The organism is Streptomyces sp. NPDC049541, assembly GCF_044465725.1.
Taxonomy (GTDB): domain Bacteria; phylum Actinomycetota; class Actinomycetes; order Streptomycetales; family Streptomycetaceae; genus Streptomyces.
Genome location: NZ_JBITLY010000021.1, coordinates 1 through 21235 on the forward strand (window position 1 = coordinate 1; position 21235 = coordinate 21235).

Annotated in this window: 19 protein-coding genes and 1 pseudogene; 15 read left to right on the plus strand and 5 right to left on the minus strand. The window is 68.4% G+C overall.

The window, feature by feature from the left end; all coding sequences use genetic code 11:
- Nucleotides 1-840 precede the first annotated feature (840 nt).
- From ACIBW9_RS41435 to ACIBW9_RS41495, 13 genes are all read left to right on the plus strand, one after another.
- Nucleotides 841-1740, plus strand: coding sequence for a lysostaphin resistance A-like protein (locus tag ACIBW9_RS41435; RefSeq protein ID WP_398963717.1), 900 nt, complete (start codon nucleotides 841-843; stop codon nucleotides 1738-1740).
- 48 nt (nucleotides 1741-1788) lie between these two features.
- On the plus strand, nucleotides 1789-2988 hold the full coding sequence (locus ACIBW9_RS41440) for a sensor histidine kinase (protein WP_398963720.1): 1200 nt from the start codon (nucleotides 1789-1791) through the stop codon (nucleotides 2986-2988).
- A gap of 4 nt (nucleotides 2989-2992) precedes the next feature.
- Entirely contained in the window at nucleotides 2993-3685 is a 693-nt protein-coding gene (locus ACIBW9_RS41445; protein WP_398963723.1) for a response regulator, read from the plus strand.
- 417 nt (nucleotides 3686-4102) lie between these two features.
- Nucleotides 4103-4387 carry a hypothetical protein gene (locus ACIBW9_RS41450; protein ID WP_398963726.1) on the plus strand — a complete coding sequence of 95 codons (285 nt, stop codon included), beginning with the start codon at nucleotides 4103-4105 and terminating at the stop codon, nucleotides 4385-4387.
- A gap of 283 nt (nucleotides 4388-4670) precedes the next feature.
- Nucleotides 4671-4928 carry a hypothetical protein gene (locus ACIBW9_RS41455; RefSeq protein ID WP_398963729.1) on the plus strand — a complete coding sequence of 86 codons (258 nt, stop codon included), beginning with the start codon at nucleotides 4671-4673 and terminating at the stop codon, nucleotides 4926-4928.
- Nucleotides 4925-5296: a fic family toxin-antitoxin system, toxin component gene (locus ACIBW9_RS41460; protein WP_398963731.1), complete on the plus strand. Its 372-nt coding sequence runs from the start codon at nucleotides 4925-4927 to the stop codon at nucleotides 5294-5296. The genes ACIBW9_RS41455 and ACIBW9_RS41460 overlap by 4 nt, the downstream gene beginning before the upstream one ends.
- Nucleotides 5297-5520: 224 nt before the next feature.
- Entirely contained in the window at nucleotides 5521-7638 is a 2118-nt protein-coding gene (gene tap / locus ACIBW9_RS41465) for a telomere-associated protein Tap (RefSeq protein ID WP_398963734.1), read from the plus strand.
- A gap of 3 nt (nucleotides 7639-7641) precedes the next feature.
- Entirely contained in the window at nucleotides 7642-8202 is a 561-nt protein-coding gene (tpg, locus tag ACIBW9_RS41470; protein WP_398963737.1) for a telomere-protecting terminal protein Tpg, read from the plus strand.
- A gap of 381 nt (nucleotides 8203-8583) precedes the next feature.
- A complete protein-coding gene (locus ACIBW9_RS41475; RefSeq protein WP_398963740.1) occupies nucleotides 8584-9462 on the plus strand; it encodes an NmrA/HSCARG family protein in 879 nt (292 codons plus the stop codon).
- Between the two features lie 136 nt (nucleotides 9463-9598).
- Nucleotides 9599-10036, plus strand: coding sequence for a MarR family winged helix-turn-helix transcriptional regulator (locus ACIBW9_RS41480; RefSeq protein ID WP_398963744.1), 438 nt, complete (start codon nucleotides 9599-9601; stop codon nucleotides 10034-10036).
- Between the two features lie 1417 nt (nucleotides 10037-11453).
- A complete protein-coding gene (locus tag ACIBW9_RS41485) occupies nucleotides 11454-12536 on the plus strand; it encodes a bifunctional DNA primase/polymerase (protein WP_398963746.1) in 1083 nt (360 codons plus the stop codon).
- Nucleotides 12533-14098: a phage/plasmid primase, P4 family gene (locus ACIBW9_RS41490; RefSeq protein ID WP_398963747.1), complete on the plus strand. Its 1566-nt coding sequence runs from the start codon at nucleotides 12533-12535 to the stop codon at nucleotides 14096-14098. The genes ACIBW9_RS41485 and ACIBW9_RS41490 overlap by 4 nt, the downstream gene beginning before the upstream one ends.
- Nucleotides 14099-14234: 136 nt before the next feature.
- A complete protein-coding gene (locus ACIBW9_RS41495) occupies nucleotides 14235-14612 on the plus strand; it encodes a DUF6009 family protein (protein ID WP_115914607.1) in 378 nt (125 codons plus the stop codon).
- Nucleotides 14613-14718: 106 nt separating this feature from the next.
- Here ACIBW9_RS41495 and ACIBW9_RS41500 read toward each other — a convergent pair whose 3' ends face one another.
- From ACIBW9_RS41500 to ACIBW9_RS41520, 5 genes and pseudogenes are all read right to left on the minus strand, one after another.
- The gene (locus tag ACIBW9_RS41500; protein WP_398963751.1) at nucleotides 14719-15291 is read right to left on the minus strand and encodes a S1 RNA-binding domain-containing protein; all 573 of its coding nucleotides are present in this window, start codon (nucleotides 15289-15291) and stop codon (nucleotides 14719-14721) included.
- A gap of 46 nt (nucleotides 15292-15337) precedes the next feature.
- Nucleotides 15338-15466 (minus strand): annotated as a pseudogene (locus ACIBW9_RS41505) (IS630 family transposase); the annotation flags it as partial.
- A 631-nt stretch (nucleotides 15467-16097) separates the two neighbouring features.
- Nucleotides 16098-16550, minus strand: coding sequence for a hypothetical protein (locus ACIBW9_RS41510; RefSeq protein ID WP_398963754.1), 453 nt, complete (start codon nucleotides 16548-16550; stop codon nucleotides 16098-16100).
- A complete protein-coding gene (locus ACIBW9_RS41515) occupies nucleotides 16547-17059 on the minus strand; it encodes an RNA polymerase sigma factor (RefSeq protein ID WP_398963757.1) in 513 nt (170 codons plus the stop codon). The genes ACIBW9_RS41510 and ACIBW9_RS41515 overlap by 4 nt, the downstream gene beginning before the upstream one ends.
- Entirely contained in the window at nucleotides 17049-17501 is a 453-nt protein-coding gene (locus ACIBW9_RS41520; RefSeq protein ID WP_398963759.1) for a DUF3995 domain-containing protein, read from the minus strand. The genes ACIBW9_RS41515 and ACIBW9_RS41520 overlap by 11 nt, the downstream gene beginning before the upstream one ends.
- Nucleotides 17502-17907: 406 nt before the next feature.
- On the opposite strand from ACIBW9_RS41520, the gene ACIBW9_RS41525 reads away from it, so the two are divergent.
- Entirely contained in the window at nucleotides 17908-19173 is a 1266-nt protein-coding gene (locus tag ACIBW9_RS41525; RefSeq protein WP_398963762.1) for a ParA family protein, read from the plus strand.
- Complete coding sequence (locus tag ACIBW9_RS41530; protein WP_398963765.1) at nucleotides 19170-20276, plus strand: ParB/RepB/Spo0J family partition protein; 1107 nt, start codon at nucleotides 19170-19172, stop codon at nucleotides 20274-20276. The genes ACIBW9_RS41525 and ACIBW9_RS41530 overlap by 4 nt, the downstream gene beginning before the upstream one ends.
- Nucleotides 20277-21235: the final 959 nt, after the last annotated feature.

Below are 21235 nucleotides of genomic sequence, written 5' to 3' on the forward strand. Positions count from 1 at the left end.
CCCCGCGGAGCGGGACACCACGCGGCAAGCCGCGTGGCAGTGAACGGCTCCGCTGACGCTCCGCCAAATTCCCCCGCAAGCGGGGGAATCGAATTCCGCAAGCGGAATTCTGAAAGGGTGTCAATCCGCGCAAGCGCGGATTGACACGAGTCCCGCAAGCGGGACTCTCAGGGCTGGCAGATAGGAGGCGGGTGCATCGCGTGCGGCACTGTGTAGGCTCTGGGATCCTGTACCGCATCCTGGGAAGGGAGTTGACGGATCGTCCGGTAGGTGGGCGCCGGCCTCACCATGGAGACGGACTCCGCTGGCTCCGCCCGATCCCTCTCCCCTGCCCGCAGGACGGCGTACTGTCAAGCCCCGAACCATCTCATCAGCGTACTCGGAAATCAGCCGTTGAGGGGTGCAGGCTGACCGTTTGTCACCCTGGATAGTTCGGCCTTGCACGCGATTATGCTCACCTTGATGCACTGTGTAGAATCTGGGATCAGACAGCACCACCCGGATACCCTAGCCACCGAGACATTCTTTCAAGATTGCGCCCTGCATACCTGCCCGGCCCCCGCGCGACGCCCCCGCCCGGCGGCTGGCCGTCTACGACCAACTGGCCGTATCCGCCCGTAACTTCCTCGCCCGCTTCGACGGAGAGATCAACGGGTACCGGCTTCCTGCCGAGGAGGGCGAGAACCCGGAAGACGCGGACATCGACCCCGCCCTTTTTCGGGGCGCATCCCCCGCGAGAGCTACAGGAGCTGTCCATGTGCGGGTGATTCGCGGACGGCGCCGGATTCCTAGCGTGGTTGTCAGGTCGCAGCCTGTGCGACCACTACAGGGGAGGCCACGATGAGTACAACGTCCACCGCACGGCACGCCGGAGGCCCCGGCCCGGACACGGGCCGCGACGGTCACGATGCTCGCGGCGGTCGTCTCAACCGGATCGTCCGCCCTCCGCTCGGCTGGATGCTGACGGGCCTGGTCGGCGTCGGCCTGGTCTCGGGCCTGACCGCCACGGGTCCTGGTCCGGTTCCGGCGCTGGGCGCGGTGGCCGCGGTGGCCGTGTACTGGCTGGTCATGCGCCGTGTCGCCGGACGCTCGACTCCGGAGATCGCCCGGCGGGGAGCCGGCTGGGAGGCGCTGCTGGGCGGCGCGATCGGCCTGGGCTTCGTTCTGGTGTCCGCCTTGCTGATCACGGCGTTCGGGGGCTATTCGTTCTCCTGGGCGGGCCATGGCTTCATGGCGGTCGTCTGGTCCGCGGTCATGGTGCAGATCGGCGCCGCGGTCACCGAGGAGTTGTTGTTCCGCGGTCTCGCGCTGCAGGCTCTGGAGCAGCTGTGGGGCAGCCGGGCCGCCCTCGTGATCACCGGGCTGTTCTTCGGCATCGCCCATCTGGGCGCTCCGGAGGCCAGTGCGTGGAGTGCGCTGGCGATCGCTTTGGAGGCGGGCGTGATGCTCGGCGCCGCGTTCCTTTGGCGGCGTAACATCTGGTTCGTCGCGGGTGTGCACTTCGCCTGGAACACCTCCGAGCAGCTGCTCGGCATCCCGGTCTCCGGGCACACCTCCGAGGGCCTGTTCACCGTCGACGTGCATGGCTCCGCTGTGCTGACCGGCGGTGGCTTCGGCCTGGAGGCGGCGCTGGTGCCCGTCGTCATCGGTGTGCTGCTCGCCGTCCGAATGTTCGTCCTCGCCCGCCGTGGCGGGCGTCTGCTGTCCCGTCGATCCGCACGACACACTCAGGCCGGCTGACCGGAGGAAACGGTAGTGATGTCCCCTCAGGCGCCCTGGAGCCGTGCGATGCTCCGGGCGCCGCTCGACTGGTGGGAGGAGCGGGAAGCCTTCCTCAAAGACGGCGTCCTTGCCCTGGTGCTGGCCCTGTTGGCCTTCGTGCCTACCCTGTCCAACATCGGAGCGCAGATCGGGGATCAGCCCGAGCGGCCGGCGAGCGCGCTGAGCGTCGGGCTGGTCCTGGCCCAGACCCTGCCGCTGGCGGCCCGCCAGCGGTGGCCCGCGGGCTGTCTGGCTGTCGTCGCCGGCGCGTTCGCCGCGTACCAGGCGCTGGGCTTCGCGACGACGTTCGGGAGTCTGGGGCTGTATCTGGCCCTGTACTCGGCCGGGGCCCACCAGGTCCGCTTCCGCCATGGCGTGGCGGGCGTGGTCAGTGCGGGCTATGCCGTGCTGGCCCTCGTCCTGGACCGCCTCGGCTCACCGCAGGGCATGGCGGACTATCTCGCGTTCTATCTGACTCTGGCCGCGTTCTGGCTGGTGGGGAGCACCGTGCGCACACGGAGGGCGGAAGAGGCGCAGCGGCGGCGGCTGGCCGCTGAAGTGGCCACGGCCGCAGAGCGGGCACGAATCGCCAGCGAGCTGCACGACGTGGTCACCCATCATGTGACGGCCATGGTGGTCCAGGCGGACGCGGCACAGTTCCTGCTCACCTCCGCACCGGACAAAGCCGGCGAGGGACTCTCGGCCGTCAGCGACACCGGCCGTCGGGCGCTGACAGAGCTGCGATACCTGCTCGGCGTGCTGGAGGCGACCGGCGAGTCGGCGTCCGCGGACCCGGCGCGCGCGGACCGGGCACCCACCCTGGGACGGCTCGGGGACCTGGTCGAACAGGCCCGCAGGTCGGGGCAGCCAGTCGAGTTCAGCGAGCAGGGCGAGCGGCGAGCGCAGTCCGTGGACGTGGAGCTGGCCGCGTACCGAGTGGTGCAAGAGGCGCTCACCAATGCGATGAAGTACGCCGCCGGGCAGACGACGCGGGTCCTGGTCCGGCACGGCCAGGAGCGCATCGAGATCAAGGTGACCACCGACGGGCCCACCGCCTCCCCGATGGCCGCACCTGCCGTGCGGAAGCCGGACCATGCGGGCGGGCGTGGACTGGCGGGGCTGCGTGCACGGGCGCGGATGGTCGATGGTGAACTGGAGGCCGGACCCCGGCCAGAAGGCGGGTTCGAGGTCCACGCCACAATTCCGTCCAAGCCCGCATCGGAGTGACCTCGTGAGCGATGCGCCGCCACCGATCCGTGTGCTCGTCTGCGATGACCAGGCACTGGTGCGCACCGGCTACGTCACCATCTTCTCCGCCCAGCCCGACATGGAGGTCGTCGGAGAGGCCGAGAACGGGCACGAGGCAGTCCAGGCCGCAGGGCGCCTGCGTCCCGACGTGGTGGTGATGGACATCCGGATGCCCCTGCTCGGCGGCATCCAGGCGACCCGGCAACTGGCCGGTCCCGACGCCGAGGCGCCACCGAAGGTGCTGGTCGTTACCACCTTCAACGTTGACGCCTACGTCTACGACGCGCTGCGTGCTGGGGCCAGCGGCTTCCTTCTCAAGGACGCGCCCCCGGCGGAGCTGGTCAACGGTATTCGGACGGTCGCCAGGGGCGAGGCCCTGCTGGCCCCCGCCGTCACCCGCCACCTCATCGGCCACTTCGCCGAACACCTGCGCCCGGCCGATACTTCTCGGCCGGCCAGGGAGGACGTGGTACGGGCACTGACCCCGCGCGAGCTGGAGGTACTCCGGCAGATCGCTGAGGGGCTGTCGAACGCGGAGATCGCCGCGGAGCTCTTCATCACCCCCGAGACGGTCAAGACCTACGTGTCGAGGATCCTGGCCAAACTCGGCCTGCGCGACCGAGTCCAGGCCGTCGTCCTCGCCTACCGGGTCGGGCTGGTGTCCTCCACCGGCTGAACCCGCGCGCTCGTCGACCTGGACACCGAGGTGGGTACGACGCACGCCGACTGGTCGGGCTCTTGTGGCCGGACTGCGCGGCCGAGCTGACCGGAGCTTCGTGCGGTCCTCGCATAAACGGTCCTTGCGCGAGCAAGATCAACCACAGGCCGCCTGGCGCCCGCTGGACCCGGATTCGTTGGCAGAACCCGTTCTCACTCGAAAGCGGGACGGCCCCCCTTCAGAGACTTGCATTGTGCGAAAATCCGGGCCAATGCCCGGCCCTCAGCGGCCTTCCCCGACCGCCCGGTCGGACGCCGACGACGTCGAACAGCACGCCTGTCCGAAGTGTGACGCCCAACCCGGTTCGCGTGCCGCTCGCGCGGCGGCGCGGTTCACAAAGATCCTCAACCGCACTTGCTCTACGCACCCGTAGCCATGACGTACTCGCCCGCCGACACCGCCCTGGGACAACTCCACGCCAAGAAAGAGGACCAGGTCACCATCGGCCTCCTGGGAGCCAGCGCCCCAAAGGATCACATCACGCAGATCATCCTGCAGGACGTCACCAGCCGCTACGTCTTCGCACTGGACAAGCGACTCATCAACGTCGACGCCAGCAAGCTCTACACCGCGAAAAGACTCTTCGTCCGCGCGCATTCCGACTTCTTCCCCCCGGAGTCCGCTCACCTCTTGCTGTCCTTCGCCAATAGCGCACGGTGACCCTCCGGTGATGAACAAGATGACAAGGCCGGATGCCCGTGGGTCACGGAATGCGGATTTCGTCTGAAGCACCCGGTGGGGCGAGTGCTCTCAGCCGTGAACTCGTTGGCCAGGAGTGATCGCATGGTGACGACCACGGTTGCGTGCCGGGTGGAGCAGGCACAACGGGTCGCCAGTCGCGCTCGCAATCGCCGATGAGACCTGGGGATGCTGCTGCCGGAACACCAGAGCCGCTGGGCCAGCGGTTCAGCGCAGACTGCTACCACCCTGCTACCTTAGAGGTGTGACCGTACGGAAGAAGCAGACCCAGGTCCGGCTGGAACCCGAGATCCTCGCCGCCGGCAAGGACGCCGCGGCCGCCCGCGGGCTGGACTTCAACCGTTACGTCGAGCGGCTCATCATCGAGGACACCACCGGCGCCCGCGCCGCCGGCATGGACGCCGCGCAGCGTCTTATCGACCAGCATGGTGCCTTCCTCGACGACCTGGAGCAGCAGTTCGACGCCTCCTACGCCCGTCCGCAGCCGGGTGCGGCCGCGTGATCCTGCACATCGACGAGTCCTGGATCCTCGAAGCCGCCGAGCGCGCCGGGCAGCGCGACCCGGCCGCCGACGACTACGGCGTGCCCATCGCCGCCGTCGCCCGCCACCGCGGCGAACTCCTCGACACCCCGGTCTACGACGGCCCCTACGCGCGTGCCGCCGCCCTGGTCCACACCCTGGGCCGCTGCCGCTGGCTGGAGCGCTCGAACCTCACCGTCGCCTGCGCGGTCGCCGTCATGTACCTCGAGGCCAGCAACGTCCCCGTCAACCCGACCCGCGAGCAACTGACCGCGCTCGCCCACGAGTTGAACAGTCCGCGTTCCACCGCCGCAAGCATCGCTTCCATGCTCCGCACCTGGAAGCCCTGATCCCACCACAGCGGCGGCCCGCGGGCGCAGCAGAGTGCCGATGCGGTCATCCGCGAGGCCGTCGAAGGCCGTATCAGCACTCAGGTTGCGGTCGGCTGGCGGGACGCGCCTGCCGTACGCGAGTTGCTCCGTCCTGCCGCGCCAGAAAGATCCAATCGGGTTAAAGGAATGGGTTAAATGAAAGGGTAAGAGGTGCTAGTGTCGCCGGGTGGAGGTAGGCACATATGGCATCCCAGGAAGAGCTGTTCGCGTCGGTCGACGCGCTGCTGGAGGAGGAGCCGCAGCTTCCGCCCCCGGCGGAGCGTGCTCGGCTGCGTGAGGCCGCCGGTATCACGCAGGCCCGCCTCGCCGCCGCGTTGAAGACCACGACTCAGTCGGTCAAGAACTATGAGAACGGCCGCTCCGAGCCGAAGTCGCCGCGGCTGGAGGCGTACCAGCGGCTGCTGAACGGCTGGGCGGCGAAGTACCCGGCTCATGGAGCCCCCGCCGCCGCTCCGGCTGCGGCGCCCGCGCCCCAGCCGGAGCCCGTGCCCGTTCCACAGACGTCCGCCGGACCGACCGACCCCGCGCCCCGAACGACCACGGCTTCCGCCGCCCCGACCGTCCCGGAACGCCCGGCCGCCCGGGCGGTGACATCGCGCCGCCCGGCGGCGAAGAAGGCGGCCAGGCCCGCTGCCGACCCGCGGTTCCCGCACGGTCCGCTCGCTGTTCTGGACGGTGACGGCTCCGCGTACGGCGTCGACGGCATCGTGCTGGACTGCCCCGCCCGCACCATCCCCGAGCTGGTGGAGTGGACCCTGCGCGAGTCCGGACTCGGTGCGCCGCGCCTGCACCGCAACGGCAAGGACGCCGACCCGCTGATCGTGCTCACCGCGGCGGCCGCCGTGAAGCTCGGACTCCCCGAGCGCCTGGCGGGCCACGAACAGCGCCGCTCCCTACGACTGCCCGAGGACCACCCGGTCGTCAAGCAGGTGACGAAGGCCAAGTGGCAGCTCACCCAGCGCGGGTTCGGCCCCTGGGCCAGGGTGTACCGCAAGGCGCAGGGCAGCCAGCGCCAGTGCGTGCAACTCGCGGTCCTGTCCTGGGACGCGCTCGATCCCCGGTCGTGGCCCGGGGTCTCGGAGATGGAGCCGGCCGACATCGCCCGCGTCCTCGGGGTGTACGCGCAGCGGGTCATCACCCCGCGCGGGTCGACGGCCGTGTCCGGGCTGGAGCTGATGACGGCGCTGCGCCCGCCCACCCGCGCGCTCCGGGACGACGCGACCGGGAACTGGGTGCCCGGCCACAACCCCGGCAGCCTCGGCACGCAGCCGATGGACCCGGCCCCACCGGAGGCCACCCCCGAGCACCCCGTCGTCGTGGGCTCCGGCTGGACCGGCGGGTTCCTCAACGAAGAGGCGTACCAATGGGTGCGGCCGGTGGACCTGCTGACCGACGAGGAGTGCACCCTGCCGTACGCGGTCGGCCTGGACCTCAACACGGCGTTCCTCGCCGCGGCCGCCCGCCTGGTGGTCGGCCTGTCCGAGCCCGACCACTTCCACGCCCCGGCCTTCAACCCGAAGATCCCCGGCTCCTGGCTGGTCGACCTTTCCCCCATCGAGCTGGACCCGCGCCTGCCCAGCCCGTTCACGCCGACCGGCGAGCGTCCGACGGGACCGGCCTGGTACCAGCCGCACACCGTCGCCTACGCCCAGGAACTCGGCTACAACGTGGCTCCCCTCGAGGGGTACCTGCGGCGGGAGACCGGCGCGTACCTGGACCCGTGGCACGACCGGCTCAAGAACGCCTACGTCGACACGCTCGCCGACCTCGGCGTCACCAAGGACCTGGACGACCGCGCGTTCCTCGAGGCGATGGAGCGGCACAAGGACGTCGACCCAGCCCTTGCGGCCGTCCTCGCCGCCATCAAGGCCACCGTCAAGGGGGGCATCGGCAAACTGCGCGAGCGCCCGCAAGGCAAGAACTACCGGGACGGCGAACGGTGGCCGGCCCTGGAACGCCCGACCTGGCGCCCCGACATCCGCGCCGCCGTCATCAGCAAGGCCCGGGTCAACATGCACCGCAAGCTCAACAACATGGCCAAGATGACCGGCCTGTACCCGCTCGCCGTGCTGTCCGACTGCGTCGTCTACCCGAGCCCCGGCCCCTCGCCGCTGGACTTCCTGCCGTACGCGGCCTCCGGCAAGCCCCAGCCCGGCGGCTTCCGCCTCGGCCCCACCCCGGGCCTGGCCAAGCTGGAGGGCGTCCAGGAGCTGCTCTGGGCGGTCGACCTGATGGAGAAGGGCTACAACCCGGCCCGCCACATCAAGGGCGGCGACGCGGTCCTGGACGAAGGTGAGTAGGCCATGGCCGGAGAGATCGACGACGCCATCGAACGGGCTGACCAGGAGTCGTTCACCCGGGAGCCGCCCAAGACCCTCCAGGGCCGTATCAACTTCCTGATGAAGCAGCTCAAGACGACCAAGGCCGTCGCCCAGGAGCTCGGAGTCAGCCAGCGGTCGGTGGAGCGTTACCGCAAGGGGGAGCGCAAGCACCCGCCCAAGCACATCGCCGACAAGATCGACGCGGCAGTGAGGTCCCGGTGGCAGCCCCTGGTCCGCAGGCGCCGCCGGAAACAGGCTGCCGCCACCGGTGGGATCACGGTGGAGACGAGGGCCCGCTTCGGGTACACCGCACCGGTCGGCACGACCGACGACGGCCGCTTCCGGCGGCTGACCGTGCACCTCCCCCCGGAGTACGCGCGCCGCCTGTTCGAGGCCCGCGACGCAGGTGCCGGCGACCGGCAGATGCGCGGGATCATCGCCGAAGGATTCAAGGAAATCTACTTCCAGGACGGCGGCAGCCGCGCTATGGATCTCTCGGACGTCGCCATCAACGACATCGACTACATGGATTTCGAATTCTGACAAGCGGAACCGTGACCGCTTGATCCACTGTGCGTGGGGTCAAAGCGCGTAGTGGTCGAGAGGACGCCAACGAGGCTTCTACGCCGATGAGTTGAGGCGTCGCACACCTCTCTCGACGGCTCAGGAGCCTCGTGTGTTGCGGTACGCCAACCACTGCACGTCGGTCGGGTGCGGGCCGAGGCGGCCGTCCATGGCTTGGTTGAACAGCACGTAGGCCGCCAGGTAGCGGCGGGACTCCCTCGACAGTTCCTCGGACCGGGTCGACGTGCGTCCGTCCTCTGGATCGCACTCCAAAATTACTGCGCGGCGCAGCAATATCCCTGTAGTCTTCTGCGTGACGCAGTTAATGTCTCACGCAGTGACAGTACCCATTGGAGAACCATGCTCACCGTCGCCGTCACCGGAGCCACCGGAGCCCAAGGTGGTGCCACCGCCCGTGCCCTGCTCGCAGCCGGCCACCGGGTGCGTGCGCTCACCCGTCATCCCGACTCACCCGCCGCCGCCCTGCGCAGCCTCGGCGCCGGGGTGCGCCACGCCGACTTCGACGACCGTCCCTCGCTTGAGGCCGCCCTCACCGGAGCAGACTCCCTTTTCGCGGTCACAACCCCGTTCGGCACCGACACTGCCACCGAAGTCCGGCAGGGCAAGGCCCTCGTCGATGCCGCGGCAGAGGTCCGCCTCGGGCATATCGTGTTCACCTCCGCCGCCCACGCCGACCGGGGCACCGGCATCCCGCACTACGAGAGCAAGCACCTGGTCGAGCAGCACCTGCACACGGCCGGAATGCCCTGGACAGTGATCGCCCCGGCGGCGTTCATGGACAACTACGCCAGCGGCTGGACCCTCGACGGGCTACGCGACGGCTCTTTCGCCTGGCCCATGCCTGGTGACCGGCCCCTCACACTCATCCCTGCATCGGACATCGGCACGTTCGCAGCGCTGATCTTTCAGCGCCCTGACGAATTCACCGGCCGTCGCATCGACATCGCCTCCGACGAGCGCACCCCGAGCCAGATGGCGGAGATCCTCGCAAACGCCATCGGTCGCCAAGTCGCCCACCAACAGGTGCCGCTAGCCCATGTCAGGACTTGGTCTGCCGACCTGGCCGCCATGTTCGAATACTTCACCACCATCGGTCTTGACGTCGACGTCGCGTCGCTGCGACGCGACTACCCCGAAGTCGGCTGGCACAGCTTCAACGACTGGGCTCTGGCCCAGAACTGGCCCGCGCTCCTGCCCACGACGCCTTCGCATCAGTGACACTCCGACCGCGGTTGTACAGCAACACCCTCGCGTCGTGCATCAACTCGCCACGTCGCCACGCCGGGCCACGGACCAAGGCCTCGCCCGGATGACGCCGTACAGCACTCGCCCCCACTCCTGAAGGAACACACTCGTGAAGCCGATCGGCTACTGGCTCAACCGCACCGACAAGGCCCTCACCCGGTACATGAACCACATGCTGGAGGAGTTCGGCCTCACACGAATCGCCTGGCAGGTCCTCAACGTCATTCACGACACCCCCGAGGTTCACGACACAGAAGTCCTGTCGGCTCTCGTCGGCAACGCCGACAGCGCCACGCCGACCGCTGCCATCGACACCGTTCTCGCCGGCGGCTGGGCGGACCGTCCTGCACCGGGCCGGCTCGCCCTCACCCGTGGTGGTGGCCAGCGTCTGAGCCACGTCGCTGCGCGCGTCGACGTGTTCCGCGAGTTGTCCACGAGCGGTATCTCCCTGGACGAGTACCGCACTGCCGTCGACGTCCTGGAACGCATGAGCCGCAACCTGGAAACTGCGCTGAGCGGCGGTATTGGTGACGCGGAAGCGCGGTGATCTTGAGACTGCGAGGAGTGCATGTCCTCCTGGCCGCGGTGATTGACGAGGACCGACGCATACCGCGCGAGGAGGCCACAAGCATCGCCCAACCCGCGCCAGCAGATCCCGCAGTGCCTTCAGTAGGACCCGGTCGGCCTTGGGGCGTTGTCCGGGTGGGGGAGGATCAGCCTGGTCACCTCCCGAGCCTGGGGACCGGCGGGATCACGGTCTCGGTCGTGGCAGACGGCCTCGACACCGGGATGTCCGGGGCGCCAGTCGGCCAGGGCGTCGGCGGACCGGTCTGGTGACACCTCGACGGGGCGGCGGCTCTCGGGGTCGATCAGAATCGTGCCGTCGTGGTGGCCCTTGCGCAGGGCAAACAGGGCGCCCTGGTCGAAGCCCGTCCGACGGCTGATGGGCCAAGCACGGCCCGGCCCCTGAGCACGAGGGCAACGGCCTCGCGGGTCACTCACAGCGGCACCCTGCATCGGCCGTAACGGGATCTCAGGCCCGGGGGGAAGGAACCTGCCCGGACCATCCCCGTCGTCGAGGCGGCCGTCAGGAACATGCGGGTAGGGACCGGCTGGATGTCCGGCACACGGCGTCGAGTGCTGTGCCGCTCCAGCCAGGACTCTCACACCGATCGGTCAAGCGCAGTTGCTGCACCAGGGACTGAGGCCGTTCCGGCACGCGAGCCGCTCGGTCCCTTGTCTGGGCCGCCGCTCATCGCATCGAGAAACCGCCGGACAGAGACCGGCAGAGACCGACGGAGAATCCTGCTGTTGGTCCCTCGGCTTCGGTCCCTGTGTATTTCCCCAGGTCAGAGCCCCTTGGCGACTCAAGTGAGGGACTGTAGGGACTCAACTTCCTAGTTATGAGCTGCACAAGCATATTCCTCGTATGCGCCCGCGCGTACGAAAACATCACCTTGTCTAGCTCATAACTAGGGATTTCAGTCCCTTCAGTCCCTCAATCGCGCTTCGAGGTGGTGCTGACCTGCGAAAACACGCAGGGACCGAGTGCTGTTGCCACTTGGTCCCTGAGGCACTGTCCCCGCCGAGGGATGTCTGCCAACTCGGCGCCTTCCTGTTCCGCCGCTCCTCCGGCGTCCGGCCCCAGTCGTGGCGCCGGCGTGTGCTGCACGGTCCCTCAGGTTGAGCTGTACTGCAGGTCCCTCCAGCCCCCTCGCAATACGGCGCAAAACACCCGTCCTATGTGAGTGCCGTGCCCTGTCCGCCCGTCGGCAGGGACTCAAGGGACTGAAGAAACTGATAGAACGGCACGCGGGGCATCTTCCGCCCGGTGGGGGGTGTTGCCTCTACACTCGTCCCGAACCACAGTCCCTTCAGTCCCTGAGGAGAGGTCACCAGTTGCGTCTGGCCTGGTGTTTCTCCGAAAGGGACTGAGACTTCCAAGACCACGAGGACGATTCAGCGTGCCGCCCGGTGAGACCCGCTCGCCTGCCGCCCCTGCCGTGGCCGCATCGCCGCACGCCGTGGCCCGCTGGTGCGCGGCCCAGGGCTGGCCGGTCCACCCGCTCGCGCCGGGACGCAAGACGCCCGCAGCCAACTGCCGCGTGTGCCGGGAGCAGAAACACGATGTGAAGTCCTGCCCCTGCTTGCCCGCGGGACGCGCCTGCCACGGCTTCCACGCGGCGACGACCGACACACAAGTCATCGACGCCTGGTGGAGCACGACTCCGTCCGCAGGGGTGGGCATCGCGTGCGGGCCGGCCGGTCTGGTCGTTGTCGACGTCGACGCCCATCCTGCTCCGGTCCCTGACCGCAACCGACTGCTGCCGGGCATCGCCATCCCTGAGAGCGTCAATCTCACCGGTCTGGCCTCCGGCTTCGACACTCTCGCCCTATTGGCGGCCTACCGCCGCCAGCCAGACCCCGCCCACGATGAGACCACCCTGCGGGTACGCACCCCGTCGGGCGGCCTGCATATCTGGTACCAGAACCCTCACCCCGAGGTCAGGCTGCGCTGCTCGACCGGCTCCAGCCCCAAGGTGGCACTGGCCTGGCAGGTGGACATACGGGCGGAGGGCGGCTACATCATCGCCCCCACCACCCGCACCAGTCAGGGTCGCTACGAGCCCCAAGGCCCGGCCCGGACACCCGCCCCGATGCCCGAGTGGCTGTACGCCGAACTCGTACGCACCGGTCACGTCATCGCACCCCCGCCTCCTCGCCGCCCGCCCGCCCCGGCGTCCCGGTCGGGTGTCCGACGCCGCCCGGTGGCGGCGCAGCGGCTGCTGGAACCCCTTCTGCAGGCCGTCGAACAATGCGCAAGCGCCCCGGAGGGCACTGGATTCACCGAGAAGCTCAACCGCGCCGCATACACCGCCGGTGGCCTGGCCGCAGCCGGGCACGTGGACCGCGACACCGTCCGCGAGAACCTGCTGCACGTCGCGAATCAGGCACGGCCGTGGCAGGGCGCCCGCAACGAGCAGATCACTGACGATGGCCTGGCCGCGGGATCCGCCCGGCCGTTCCACCCCGAAGGACGTCCATGAGCACCGCCGAGAGCACGCCCCGGTTCGATCCGCAGGCCGCCGCTCAGCAGATGCTCGACCTCGAGCAGGCCGAGCCCGCTCCTGCCCTGCTGCCCGCCCAAGCCAGCGGGGGTTCTTCCTCCGCCGGCAGTGGCCACAGTGCGGCGCCCGCGGCGTGGACGGCGCAGCCCGCCCCGCTGCCGCCGTCTTTGAGCGACCGCGGCAACGCCCGCCTGTTCGTCCAGCTCTACCGCGACCAGTTCCGCCACGTCGAGGGCCTGGGCTGGTTCACCTGGGACGGCTACCGCTGGAAACGCTCCGGCGGCGAGAAAGCCGCCCTGTGGGCCGCGGGGGAGATGGCCGAAGACATGCCCACCAGTGATCCCCGAGGCATCTTCAGCGACCGCGAACTGGCCCACCACAAACGACGAACCCTCTCCACGACCGGAATGAAGGCACTGCTGACCCAGGCCAAGGCCTCCCCGGACCTGTCGGTCGACCCCGACGTCCTCGACGGCGACCCCTACGCCCTGTGCACCCCGGCCGGCGTCGTCGACCTGCACACCGGGCAGCTGCGCAAACCCGACCCGGCACGCGACTTCCACTCCCGCGCCACCAGCGTCGCCCCCCTGGCGATGGACACCCCCCGCTGGCACACCTTCCTCGCGGACACCTTCGGCGACGACGCCGAAGGCGCCGAGATGATCGACTTCCTGCACCTGATGCTCGGCTACTCCGTCACCGGCGACGTCGGCGCCCAGGTCCTGCCCTTCCTCCACGGCGAGGGCAAGAACGGGAAATCCGTCCTGCTCGACACCATGATCCAGATCCTGGGGGACTACGCCGACGCCGCCCCGCCCGGCTTCCTCATGGACCGCGGAGCCTTCTCCGAGCACTCCACCGAACTCACCGAACTCCACGGCCGCCGCCTCATCGTGTGCAGCGAGCTCAAACCCAACGACAAGTTCGACGAGGCCCGGGTACGCCTCCTCACCGGCGGTGACAAGATCAAAGCCCGCCGGATGCGGCAGGACTACTTCTCCTTCACCCCCACCCACCACCTGTGGCTGCTGGGCAACCACCGCCCCGAGGTCTCCACCGGTGGCTTCGCGTTCTGGCGCCGTATCCGCCTGATCCCCTTCACGCGCACCGTCCCCGCAGACCGCCGCATCGACAACCTGGCCTTCGAACTCGTCCGTGACGAGGGCCCCGGCATCCTGCACTGGCTCATCGAAGGAGCCCGCCGCTACCTCGCCACCCGCGACCCCCTCGAAGGCCCCGGCCGCGTCCGCATCGCCACCAGCGCCTACGCCACCACCGAAGATCACATCGGCCGCTTCCTGACCGAATGCTGCACCCGTACCACCGACCACACCACCGACACCGAACTACGGGTCGAACAAGGCCTGCTCTACGCCGCGTACACCGCCTGGTGCAACGCCGGCGAAGGCGTCCGCGCCGCCACCGCCCGCGCCTTCGCCACCCGGGTGCGGCAGGAACTCAATCTCGGCTCACCCGCCGACATGATCAAATCCAACGGCCGCAAGTACTACCCCGGCCTCGCTCTGCTGGACACCGAATGACCACCTCCACACCACACCCCGCCACCACCCGCACCGGCTCGCACGCCCTACGCCGTGCCCTGCCACCGTTCTACGATGGACCCACACGCCCGGCACCCCAGAGGGCAGGCCGGCCGAAGAAGGAGGGGCTACAGCCATGAGCTCGCTGTTGACTGAAAGCGACCTCACCCACGAACAAGACGTGGTGTGGCTGGAGGACCCCACCCACTTCGACTACGTCCGCCAGGCCCTGGACAAGACCAAACGCCGCAACACCAAACCTCCCTACGCCCGCGACGGCCGCATGGTCGGCTACGCCGTTCTCGACGCCCAGGCCGAACCCGACCCCGACAGCGGCCTGTACAAGCGGCGCGTCCTGTTCGTCCTGCCGCACGATCGCGACAGCCACCCCGACGGCGTCTATCGCGAAGGCGCCCCCGGTGAAGCCGTCGACCCCCGCACCATCGAACCCAAGAAGCCCGGCGCGAAAACCCCCCGCTCCCAGCACGGCCCCGCCGCCATAACCACCGCCTGACCCTCGGCAGGAGGCCATCCCCCGCCGCCGGGGCGTGTGTCTTCCTTTGGCTGAGCAGACGTTCAGGAGCACTCGGGCAAGGGAACCGTCGCAGGAACGCAGTGCGTCACACGCCGGCGGATGAGCTTTGCCGTAGGGAGAGGGACAGCCTGCGTCGCTCTCGGTCGATCTCGGTGACGACCACCGTGATCTCGTCGCCGACCTGGACGACATCTGCTGGGGTCTCCATCGGTGTCCGGGCGAGCTCGCGCAGGTGTACCAGTCCCTCGATTCCGTCGGCGACCTGGACGAAGACACCGAACGGGATCAGCTTGGTGACCTGGCCAGGCAGTTTCTGCCCCACCGCGATGGTGTCGGCGAATACCTGAAAGGGGTCGGGCTGTGTGGCTTTCAAGGACAGTCTGGCCTCCAGGTTCCACGTGTCGAACTGGAGGAACTCGCATGAGACGCGCTCCCCGACCTGCACGACGTCGGTGGCTGCCTCGAAGCGACGCCAAGACAGTTCAGCGAAGGAGATGAACCCGACGCCGGGGAAGACCGGATGGTCGGGTCCGTCGTCCAGCGCCACGAACACACCGAACCGTTCGATCGCTGTGACGGTGCCGGAAAGGAACTCGCCGCGGTGCAGTGACTCCAGGAAGGCCCAGAGTTCTGGGTTCTCAGACGGTCCACCCATCATGCTCCCAGCCTTTCACGAGGAGCCGTGCACTGGGTGGGAAGTGCGGTCACGCTGCGGTCTTGACGGGACGTCCGTCCCAGCGGATGCCTTTCCCGCTGCGGATGCGGGTTCGTTCACGTCGTTCGGCGGTCAGGACGTCATGGTGGCGGGCGTTGGCGTTGCGCCAGCGCAGGTGCTGGCTTACCGGCTGGATCGGGCACGGCCGTGCATCGGCCACAGGAAGCCGGAACCGGAGTTCTTCCAGGGAGCAGCCGCTACCGTCAGACTCCCCCTGCTGGGCGCGTGGGTCATTGGCGATTCACCCCACACATCGCGGGCGCTACCACGCTCGGGCTTCGAAGCGTGGTCACAGACGCGTGTGCGTGGACTCAGGACGCCTACCAGCCCACCCATGTCGCTGACGACGTCGCCTCCGCGATCAACCACGCCATCAGCGCACCGGGATAAAGGCGCCCCCAACCCCTCTCAAGGCCAAGACCTGCCGTTTGTCTCAGAAAACCGAGCTCACGCGCCGCGCCCGATTCAGTCCGCGCAGGTCAGCGGAACGCGGCCGGATAACTTTGCTGAGTCCGGCCACTCGCCCCTGCGAGCTGGTGTCTGGTTTCGGAGAAGCTGACGCAGTTGGTCCGGCAGGAAGCAGACTCTCCGATGTCTTGAAGCTCGGGTGATTACGCCGTAATCACTCCAGGGGCGACCCTGGGCAGATGCGCCACGTGATCTCCCGGCAAGCCCTGTACAAACTCTCGGCGTGCCGACCTGGTCTCCGGTGAATCACCGCGCTCAGTGAACAGGAGGACGCGTCCGGTTCACAGCAGGGCCGTCAGGTTCTCCACGCTGCGGCTGCCCTCACGACGTACGCCCAGGGGGATCAGGGCGGCGCGGGACGGCAGCCGCACCCCGCCGGTGAACGCCACCCGCGTGCCCGGGCCTTCGGGCGTCGCCGCCACGCCGATCAGCAGGAACCGGCTCTGCAGCCAGCACCAGCCCGGCCGCTGCACCCCGCGCAGCCGGGCCCGCATTCCGTACCTGCTGCGGGCTAGCGCCTCGACGTGTTCGCCCTGTCGGCGGACGACGCGCAAGCGCTCCATGTCGGTCACCACCTGTCCGAACCCGCCCTCCAGGTCGCTCAGCAGAGTCCAGACACGCTCGAAGGGTGCGTCGACGTGTGCCTCGGTCACGTGGGCGCCGCGGATGCCGGCGGCCAGGGCTCGCAGGCGGCGCACGGGGTCGAGATCGGTGGTGGGCCAGAGCTCATTCATGACGTCCACGCCTTCCGGAAGGTGTCGCGGGCCCGGTGCAGCCGCGACTTGACGGTGCCCGTGCGCACACCGAGCAAGGACGCGGCAGTGCGCTCGTCCAGGCCCTCCACGTCGCGCAGCATCAGCACCGCGCGGTGTTCGGGGGAGAGTCGCTCCAGTACGTCCCTGATGTCGGTGGAAAGTTGGGGGTCGCCGCGGGCCGGGAGCGCGCTGAGATCGGCCGGTACGGTGCGGGCGGCGAGGTGCGCGGTGCGGACCGCTTCGCGCACGGCGATGGCGCGAACCCAGCCGTGCAGGGCAGCCGGGTCCTTCAGGGTGCGCAGTGACTTGAATACAGCCATCAGAGCCTCCTGCGCCGCGTCCGCCCCCTGGTTCAGGGCGATGGGCGCGCAGACGCGACCCACGTACGGAGCAAGGAGGTCCAGGAGTTCGGTCATGGCGAGGGTGTCGCCGTGCTGGGCGGCTCGCACGAGCTGGACCGTCTGGTCATCGCGTCGCTCATCGGGCACGTGCCTCATCCTTCCACCGCGCCACGCGCAGGGCGGCGATGGCCAGGACGGCGCACAGCGGGGTGTAGAGCGTGAGGTTGAGCCAGTAGAAGGCGGTGCCGGTCTCCTTGGAGAACAGCCAGTAGATCCCCGCGAGAGCGCGCAGCGAGAGGCCCGCGGCCACGGCCAGGGTGCCGAGACGGAGGACCAGGTTGCGGGGGCGGCGGGAGTGGGCGAGGACCAAGGCGGATGCAGTGAGGAGGAGGGCGACGAGAGGGAGCAGGATCGGCGGTGTGAACGGTACGTCCGTACCGAGGACCGCTTGGGACAGGCTTCCGTCGTCGGCCGCGGGCCAGGTGGCGCCCGTCGTCCAGTACAGGTGGAGCAGGGCATCCACGGTGAGTACCGAGGCGACGAGCGCGGCGGCGCGGGTAGGCGCGGGGGCATTGGTCCGATACGACATGGGTCCTCCTGCGGTGACTTCGGGAATCCGTCGCCCTCCAGAGGAGCCGTCCATGCGAAACGTTCCGTCGCGATAAGCAAATTCTTCTGAGAGGCGCGAGCTGACCTGGCCGGGCCGACCCGCGTCCGCCCGTCTGGAGGCGCTCACGGTGATTACGGCGTAATCACCCCATGGGTTCTTGGGCAGGGGCGCTGGGCGCTGGGCCGTGCCGCGAGCAGAGGTGCAGCCGGTTCCGTAGGCGTCTCCAGTCCCCAAGTGATTACGACGTAATCACTTGGGGACTGACAGCCCGTCGAGCGAAGCGATTACGGCGTAATCAGCCGGACGGGAGGGAGGTCCTCATCAACTTGGTCTAACTAACGTGTCGATGGTGTAAATGATCAACAACGTTAGTATGGTGTCCGTCATGAGTTCTCCAGCCACCTCCAGCGACCGCGAGAAGGTCGTCTCCAAGCTGCCGGGATGGCTCCGGCAGAACCTCAAAATCAGAGCTGCCCAGCATCACATCGAGATCCAGGCCGCCGTCGAACAAGGCATCAGAGACTGGTGCAACCTGGCCTCCACGCCCGCCACCATCGACACCGCCGCCGCCGACTCCTTCTCCACCTTCCTGCCCCCCGGCCAGTGGGAAGAGTTCCGGCAGATTGCCGCCGACCGGCGCGTCTCGCTCATTCAGGGCCTTGCCCAGTCCGTCCAGTTGTGGCTCGACGCCAACCCCGCCCCGGACATCGAACGCCCAGCGATCACCCGTCGCGTGATCGTCTGCAATCAGAAGGGCGGCGTCGGAAAGACCGCCATCACCGCCGGCCTCGGTGAGGCACTGGCCGAAGACCCCAACACCCTCCACCCCGTGCGCGTCGCCAAGGCCCTCACCAAAGCCTTGCGCGCGAGTGAAACGCACAACGACGAAACCGAAGCGGAAGACGACCCGCTCGACATCGAGAACCTGCCGGGACTCGGACTGCGGGTGCTCCTCGTGGACTTCGACCCCCAGTGCCACCTCACCAACCAACTCGGCGGCAGCCCACTGCCCATGGACGGCGACAGCCTCACCAACCACATGGCTGGCGACCCCAAGGGCGACCTCCGCGACCTCATCCTCTCCGTCGACGACGACACCTTCGACGGCCGCCTCCACCTCCTGCCCGCCTGCAACGACGCGTTCCTGCTCGACGTACGCCTGTCCGCCGTACGTGCGAGGGAGGCCGCTCTCGAGCGGGCCCTGGCTCCCCTCGAAGCTGATTACGACGTAATCATCGTCGACTGTCCGCCCAGCCTCGGCCTCAGCATGGACGCCGCCGTCTACTACGGCCGCCGCCGCGACGGCGAAAAGCCCGGCCAGTCCGGAGCCCTGATCGTCGTCCAGGCCGAGGACAGCTCCGCCGACGCCTACGAGCTGCTCACCACACAGATCGACGACCTGCGCGGCGACCTCCAAGTCGACATCGACTACCTCGGCATCGTCGTCAACCTCTACGACTCCCGCCGCGGATACATCGCCACCTCGTCGCTCCAAGGGTGGGTGGACATAAAGGATCCGAAAGTCGTCGGACTCATCGGGGACCTCAAGGAACAGAAGGAAGCGGTCCGAGTGAAGAAACCCCTGCTGTCCTACGCCCCTAAGTCACAGCAGGCAGTCGGCATGCGAGCCCTGGCAAGGGAGGTCTCGTGAGCAAGGCCGATCAGCTGGGCGCCGGCCGGTTCGGCGGGGGAGTGCGCCCGATCAGCGCACGACGCCAGGCCGTCGCCGCCGCCACGGGCGTCCCCACCGAGGGCATCGCCCCGCCCACAGAACTCCCCGTCCACCGGGTAAGCCTCAACCCGGACAACCCTCGCTCGAGCCTCGGAGACCTCACCGATCTCGCGGGCAGCCTCAAGACCCACGGCCAGAAGCAGGCGATCACGGTCATGAACCGCGACGCCTACATCAAGGCCAACCCCCAGCGCGAAGCCGACCTCGAACCCGAAACCACCCACGTCGTGGTCGACGGCAGCAGCCGTCTGGCTGCCGCCCGCGAAGGCGGCCTCGCCACCATCAAGGTCATGGTCAGCGACGACGAGGGCTCCACGCCCGAAGAGATCCTCGAATCCGCCCTCGTCGCCAACATCCACCGCCAGGACCTCGAAGAACTCGACGAAGCCCGCGCTCTCCAGCGCCTCCTGGAGATCCAGGGCAGCCAGCGAGCTCTGGCCAAACGCCTGCACCGCTCCCAAGGCTGGATCTCTCAGCGCCTCGCCCTCCTCAACCTGACCCCCGAACTCCAGGCCCGCATCGGCGAGGAACCCATCGACCTGCTGCGCGCGGTCGGCAACAAGCCGGCCGACCAGCAGGAAGCCGCCCTGGAAGAGCTCAAGGCGGAGCGAGCGCGCAAGGAAGAGCAGGCTCGCGCGTCGAAGGGCACCCCGAAGCCACAGGCACCGGAAACGGGGGAGTCGCGCAGCCGAGAGACGGCTCCGGACACTCCAGCAGAGCCGGAATCCAACTCGGCTCCCGAGGGAGCGGATGCCACGCAGCCTCCGGTGCACCGGCCGAGCGCTGCGCAGGATGAACCACCTGCCGACAAGTCAGGGGACGGCATGCCGTCCGTTCCCGCACAGGCTGCCCCTGCCGAGACAGCGGCTGCGGGGGAAGAGCAGCAGCCGAAGCGGTTCCCCTATGAGGACGGTTGGCTCGTCGCGGAACTCCTGATCCGCCGGATGCCACCAGCTGAGTTCGACAAGATGCTGGACACGCTCATCAAGTACAAGGAGGACCAGTCCGTCTCCTCCGGTTGACCTGTGGGCACACCACGGCCAGCCCTCCATGAGAGTTGGCTTCTCGCATTTGGAAACAATCCCTTCGCATCCCAGCCAGACGAGGATCTGGTAGGGGAGGTGGCCTCGGTGCCCATTCGGCGGCAGCGAGCTCGAGGCCCGGGTGATTACGACGTAATCACCCGGGCCTCCAGCCGGCGGGTGCCGGCCAACGCAGTTGGGACAGCGGTCTGTCATGGAGATAGCTGGCTGTCATAGAGATAGCCGGGGTGGAGCACGACCTCGTCGACCGGGCGGTCACCCGCCGCGAGGGCAGGGAACCCGGGTCGGGCAGAGCAGGCGGGCTCGGATGTTCCTGAACCCTCGCCGGACGTGTCGCGCCTGTTGAGGCAGTGCCAGATCGACGCGTTCACCGGGGAGCGGTGATTACGGCGTAATCACCGCCGGGCACCTGAACGGCGGCACACCGATGCTCAAAACTGGAGATCGGAATCCTGAAGTCTCCATGAGGTGCAGCACGCTACGACGGCGGGCCCACCGGGGCCCATGCGAGGGAGCGGGCTCGGCCAGGCTCGGGAATCTCGCGCGGTCCTTGGCCGAACAGGCGGCAGTGCGAGGCACTTGACCGCAGCAGGATCTACTCGGCTTCAGACGGCCGGCACCTTCTGGAGGCCAGCCATCTGAAGCCGTCGCGGTCCTACAACCCATCCGTGGTGTGTTACAGGTGGTGACGTCATGATCACGGGACGTGGTGAGTTTTCGGGAGAGCAGCCGAAAATGGGCCGACAGAATGGGCCCTTCCATGGCCTGACTCGGCATCGCCGGTATGGCGAGACCTTGGAGTTGCTGGCAGGCCGTCAGAACGGCGCACAGTGGTTTTGGATCTTCGAATTCGGGGCGGGGCGTCTCCGAGCGGCCAGCCCAGGGGGGATCGCACTCAGAACTCCTAACAGGATTTCGGGAGTCGCCGATGAGCCAGC

Bases quoted from the DNA above. Each gene is read 5' to 3' on its own strand.
- tap (WP_398963734.1), top strand. From the start codon at position 5,521: ATGGCATCCCAGGAAGAGCTGTTCGCGTCGGTCGACGCGCTGCTGGAG.
- tpg (WP_398963737.1), top strand. From the start codon at position 7,642: ATGGCCGGAGAGATCGACGACGCCATCGAACGGGCTGACCAGGAGTCG.
- ACIBW9_RS41525 (WP_398963762.1), top strand. From the start codon at position 17,908: ATGAGTTCTCCAGCCACCTCCAGCGACCGCGAGAAGGTCGTCTCCAAG.
- ACIBW9_RS41450 (WP_398963726.1), top strand. From the start codon at position 4,103: ATGACGTACTCGCCCGCCGACACCGCCCTGGGACAACTCCACGCCAAG.
- ACIBW9_RS41510 (WP_398963754.1), bottom strand. From the start codon at position 16,550: ATGAATGAGCTCTGGCCCACCACCGATCTCGACCCCGTGCGCCGCCTG.
- ACIBW9_RS41475 (WP_398963740.1), top strand. From the start codon at position 8,584: ATGCTCACCGTCGCCGTCACCGGAGCCACCGGAGCCCAAGGTGGTGCC.
- ACIBW9_RS41440 (WP_398963720.1), top strand. From the start codon at position 1,789: ATGCTCCGGGCGCCGCTCGACTGGTGGGAGGAGCGGGAAGCCTTCCTC.
- ACIBW9_RS41495 (WP_115914607.1), top strand. From the start codon at position 14,235: ATGAGCTCGCTGTTGACTGAAAGCGACCTCACCCACGAACAAGACGTG.
- ACIBW9_RS41520 (WP_398963759.1), bottom strand. From the start codon at position 17,501: ATGTCGTATCGGACCAATGCCCCCGCGCCTACCCGCGCCGCCGCGCTC.
- ACIBW9_RS41490 (WP_398963747.1), top strand. From the start codon at position 12,533: ATGAGCACCGCCGAGAGCACGCCCCGGTTCGATCCGCAGGCCGCCGCT.
- ACIBW9_RS41500 (WP_398963751.1), bottom strand. From the start codon at position 15,291: ATGATGGGTGGACCGTCTGAGAACCCAGAACTCTGGGCCTTCCTGGAG.
- ACIBW9_RS41435 (WP_398963717.1), top strand. From the start codon at position 841: ATGAGTACAACGTCCACCGCACGGCACGCCGGAGGCCCCGGCCCGGAC.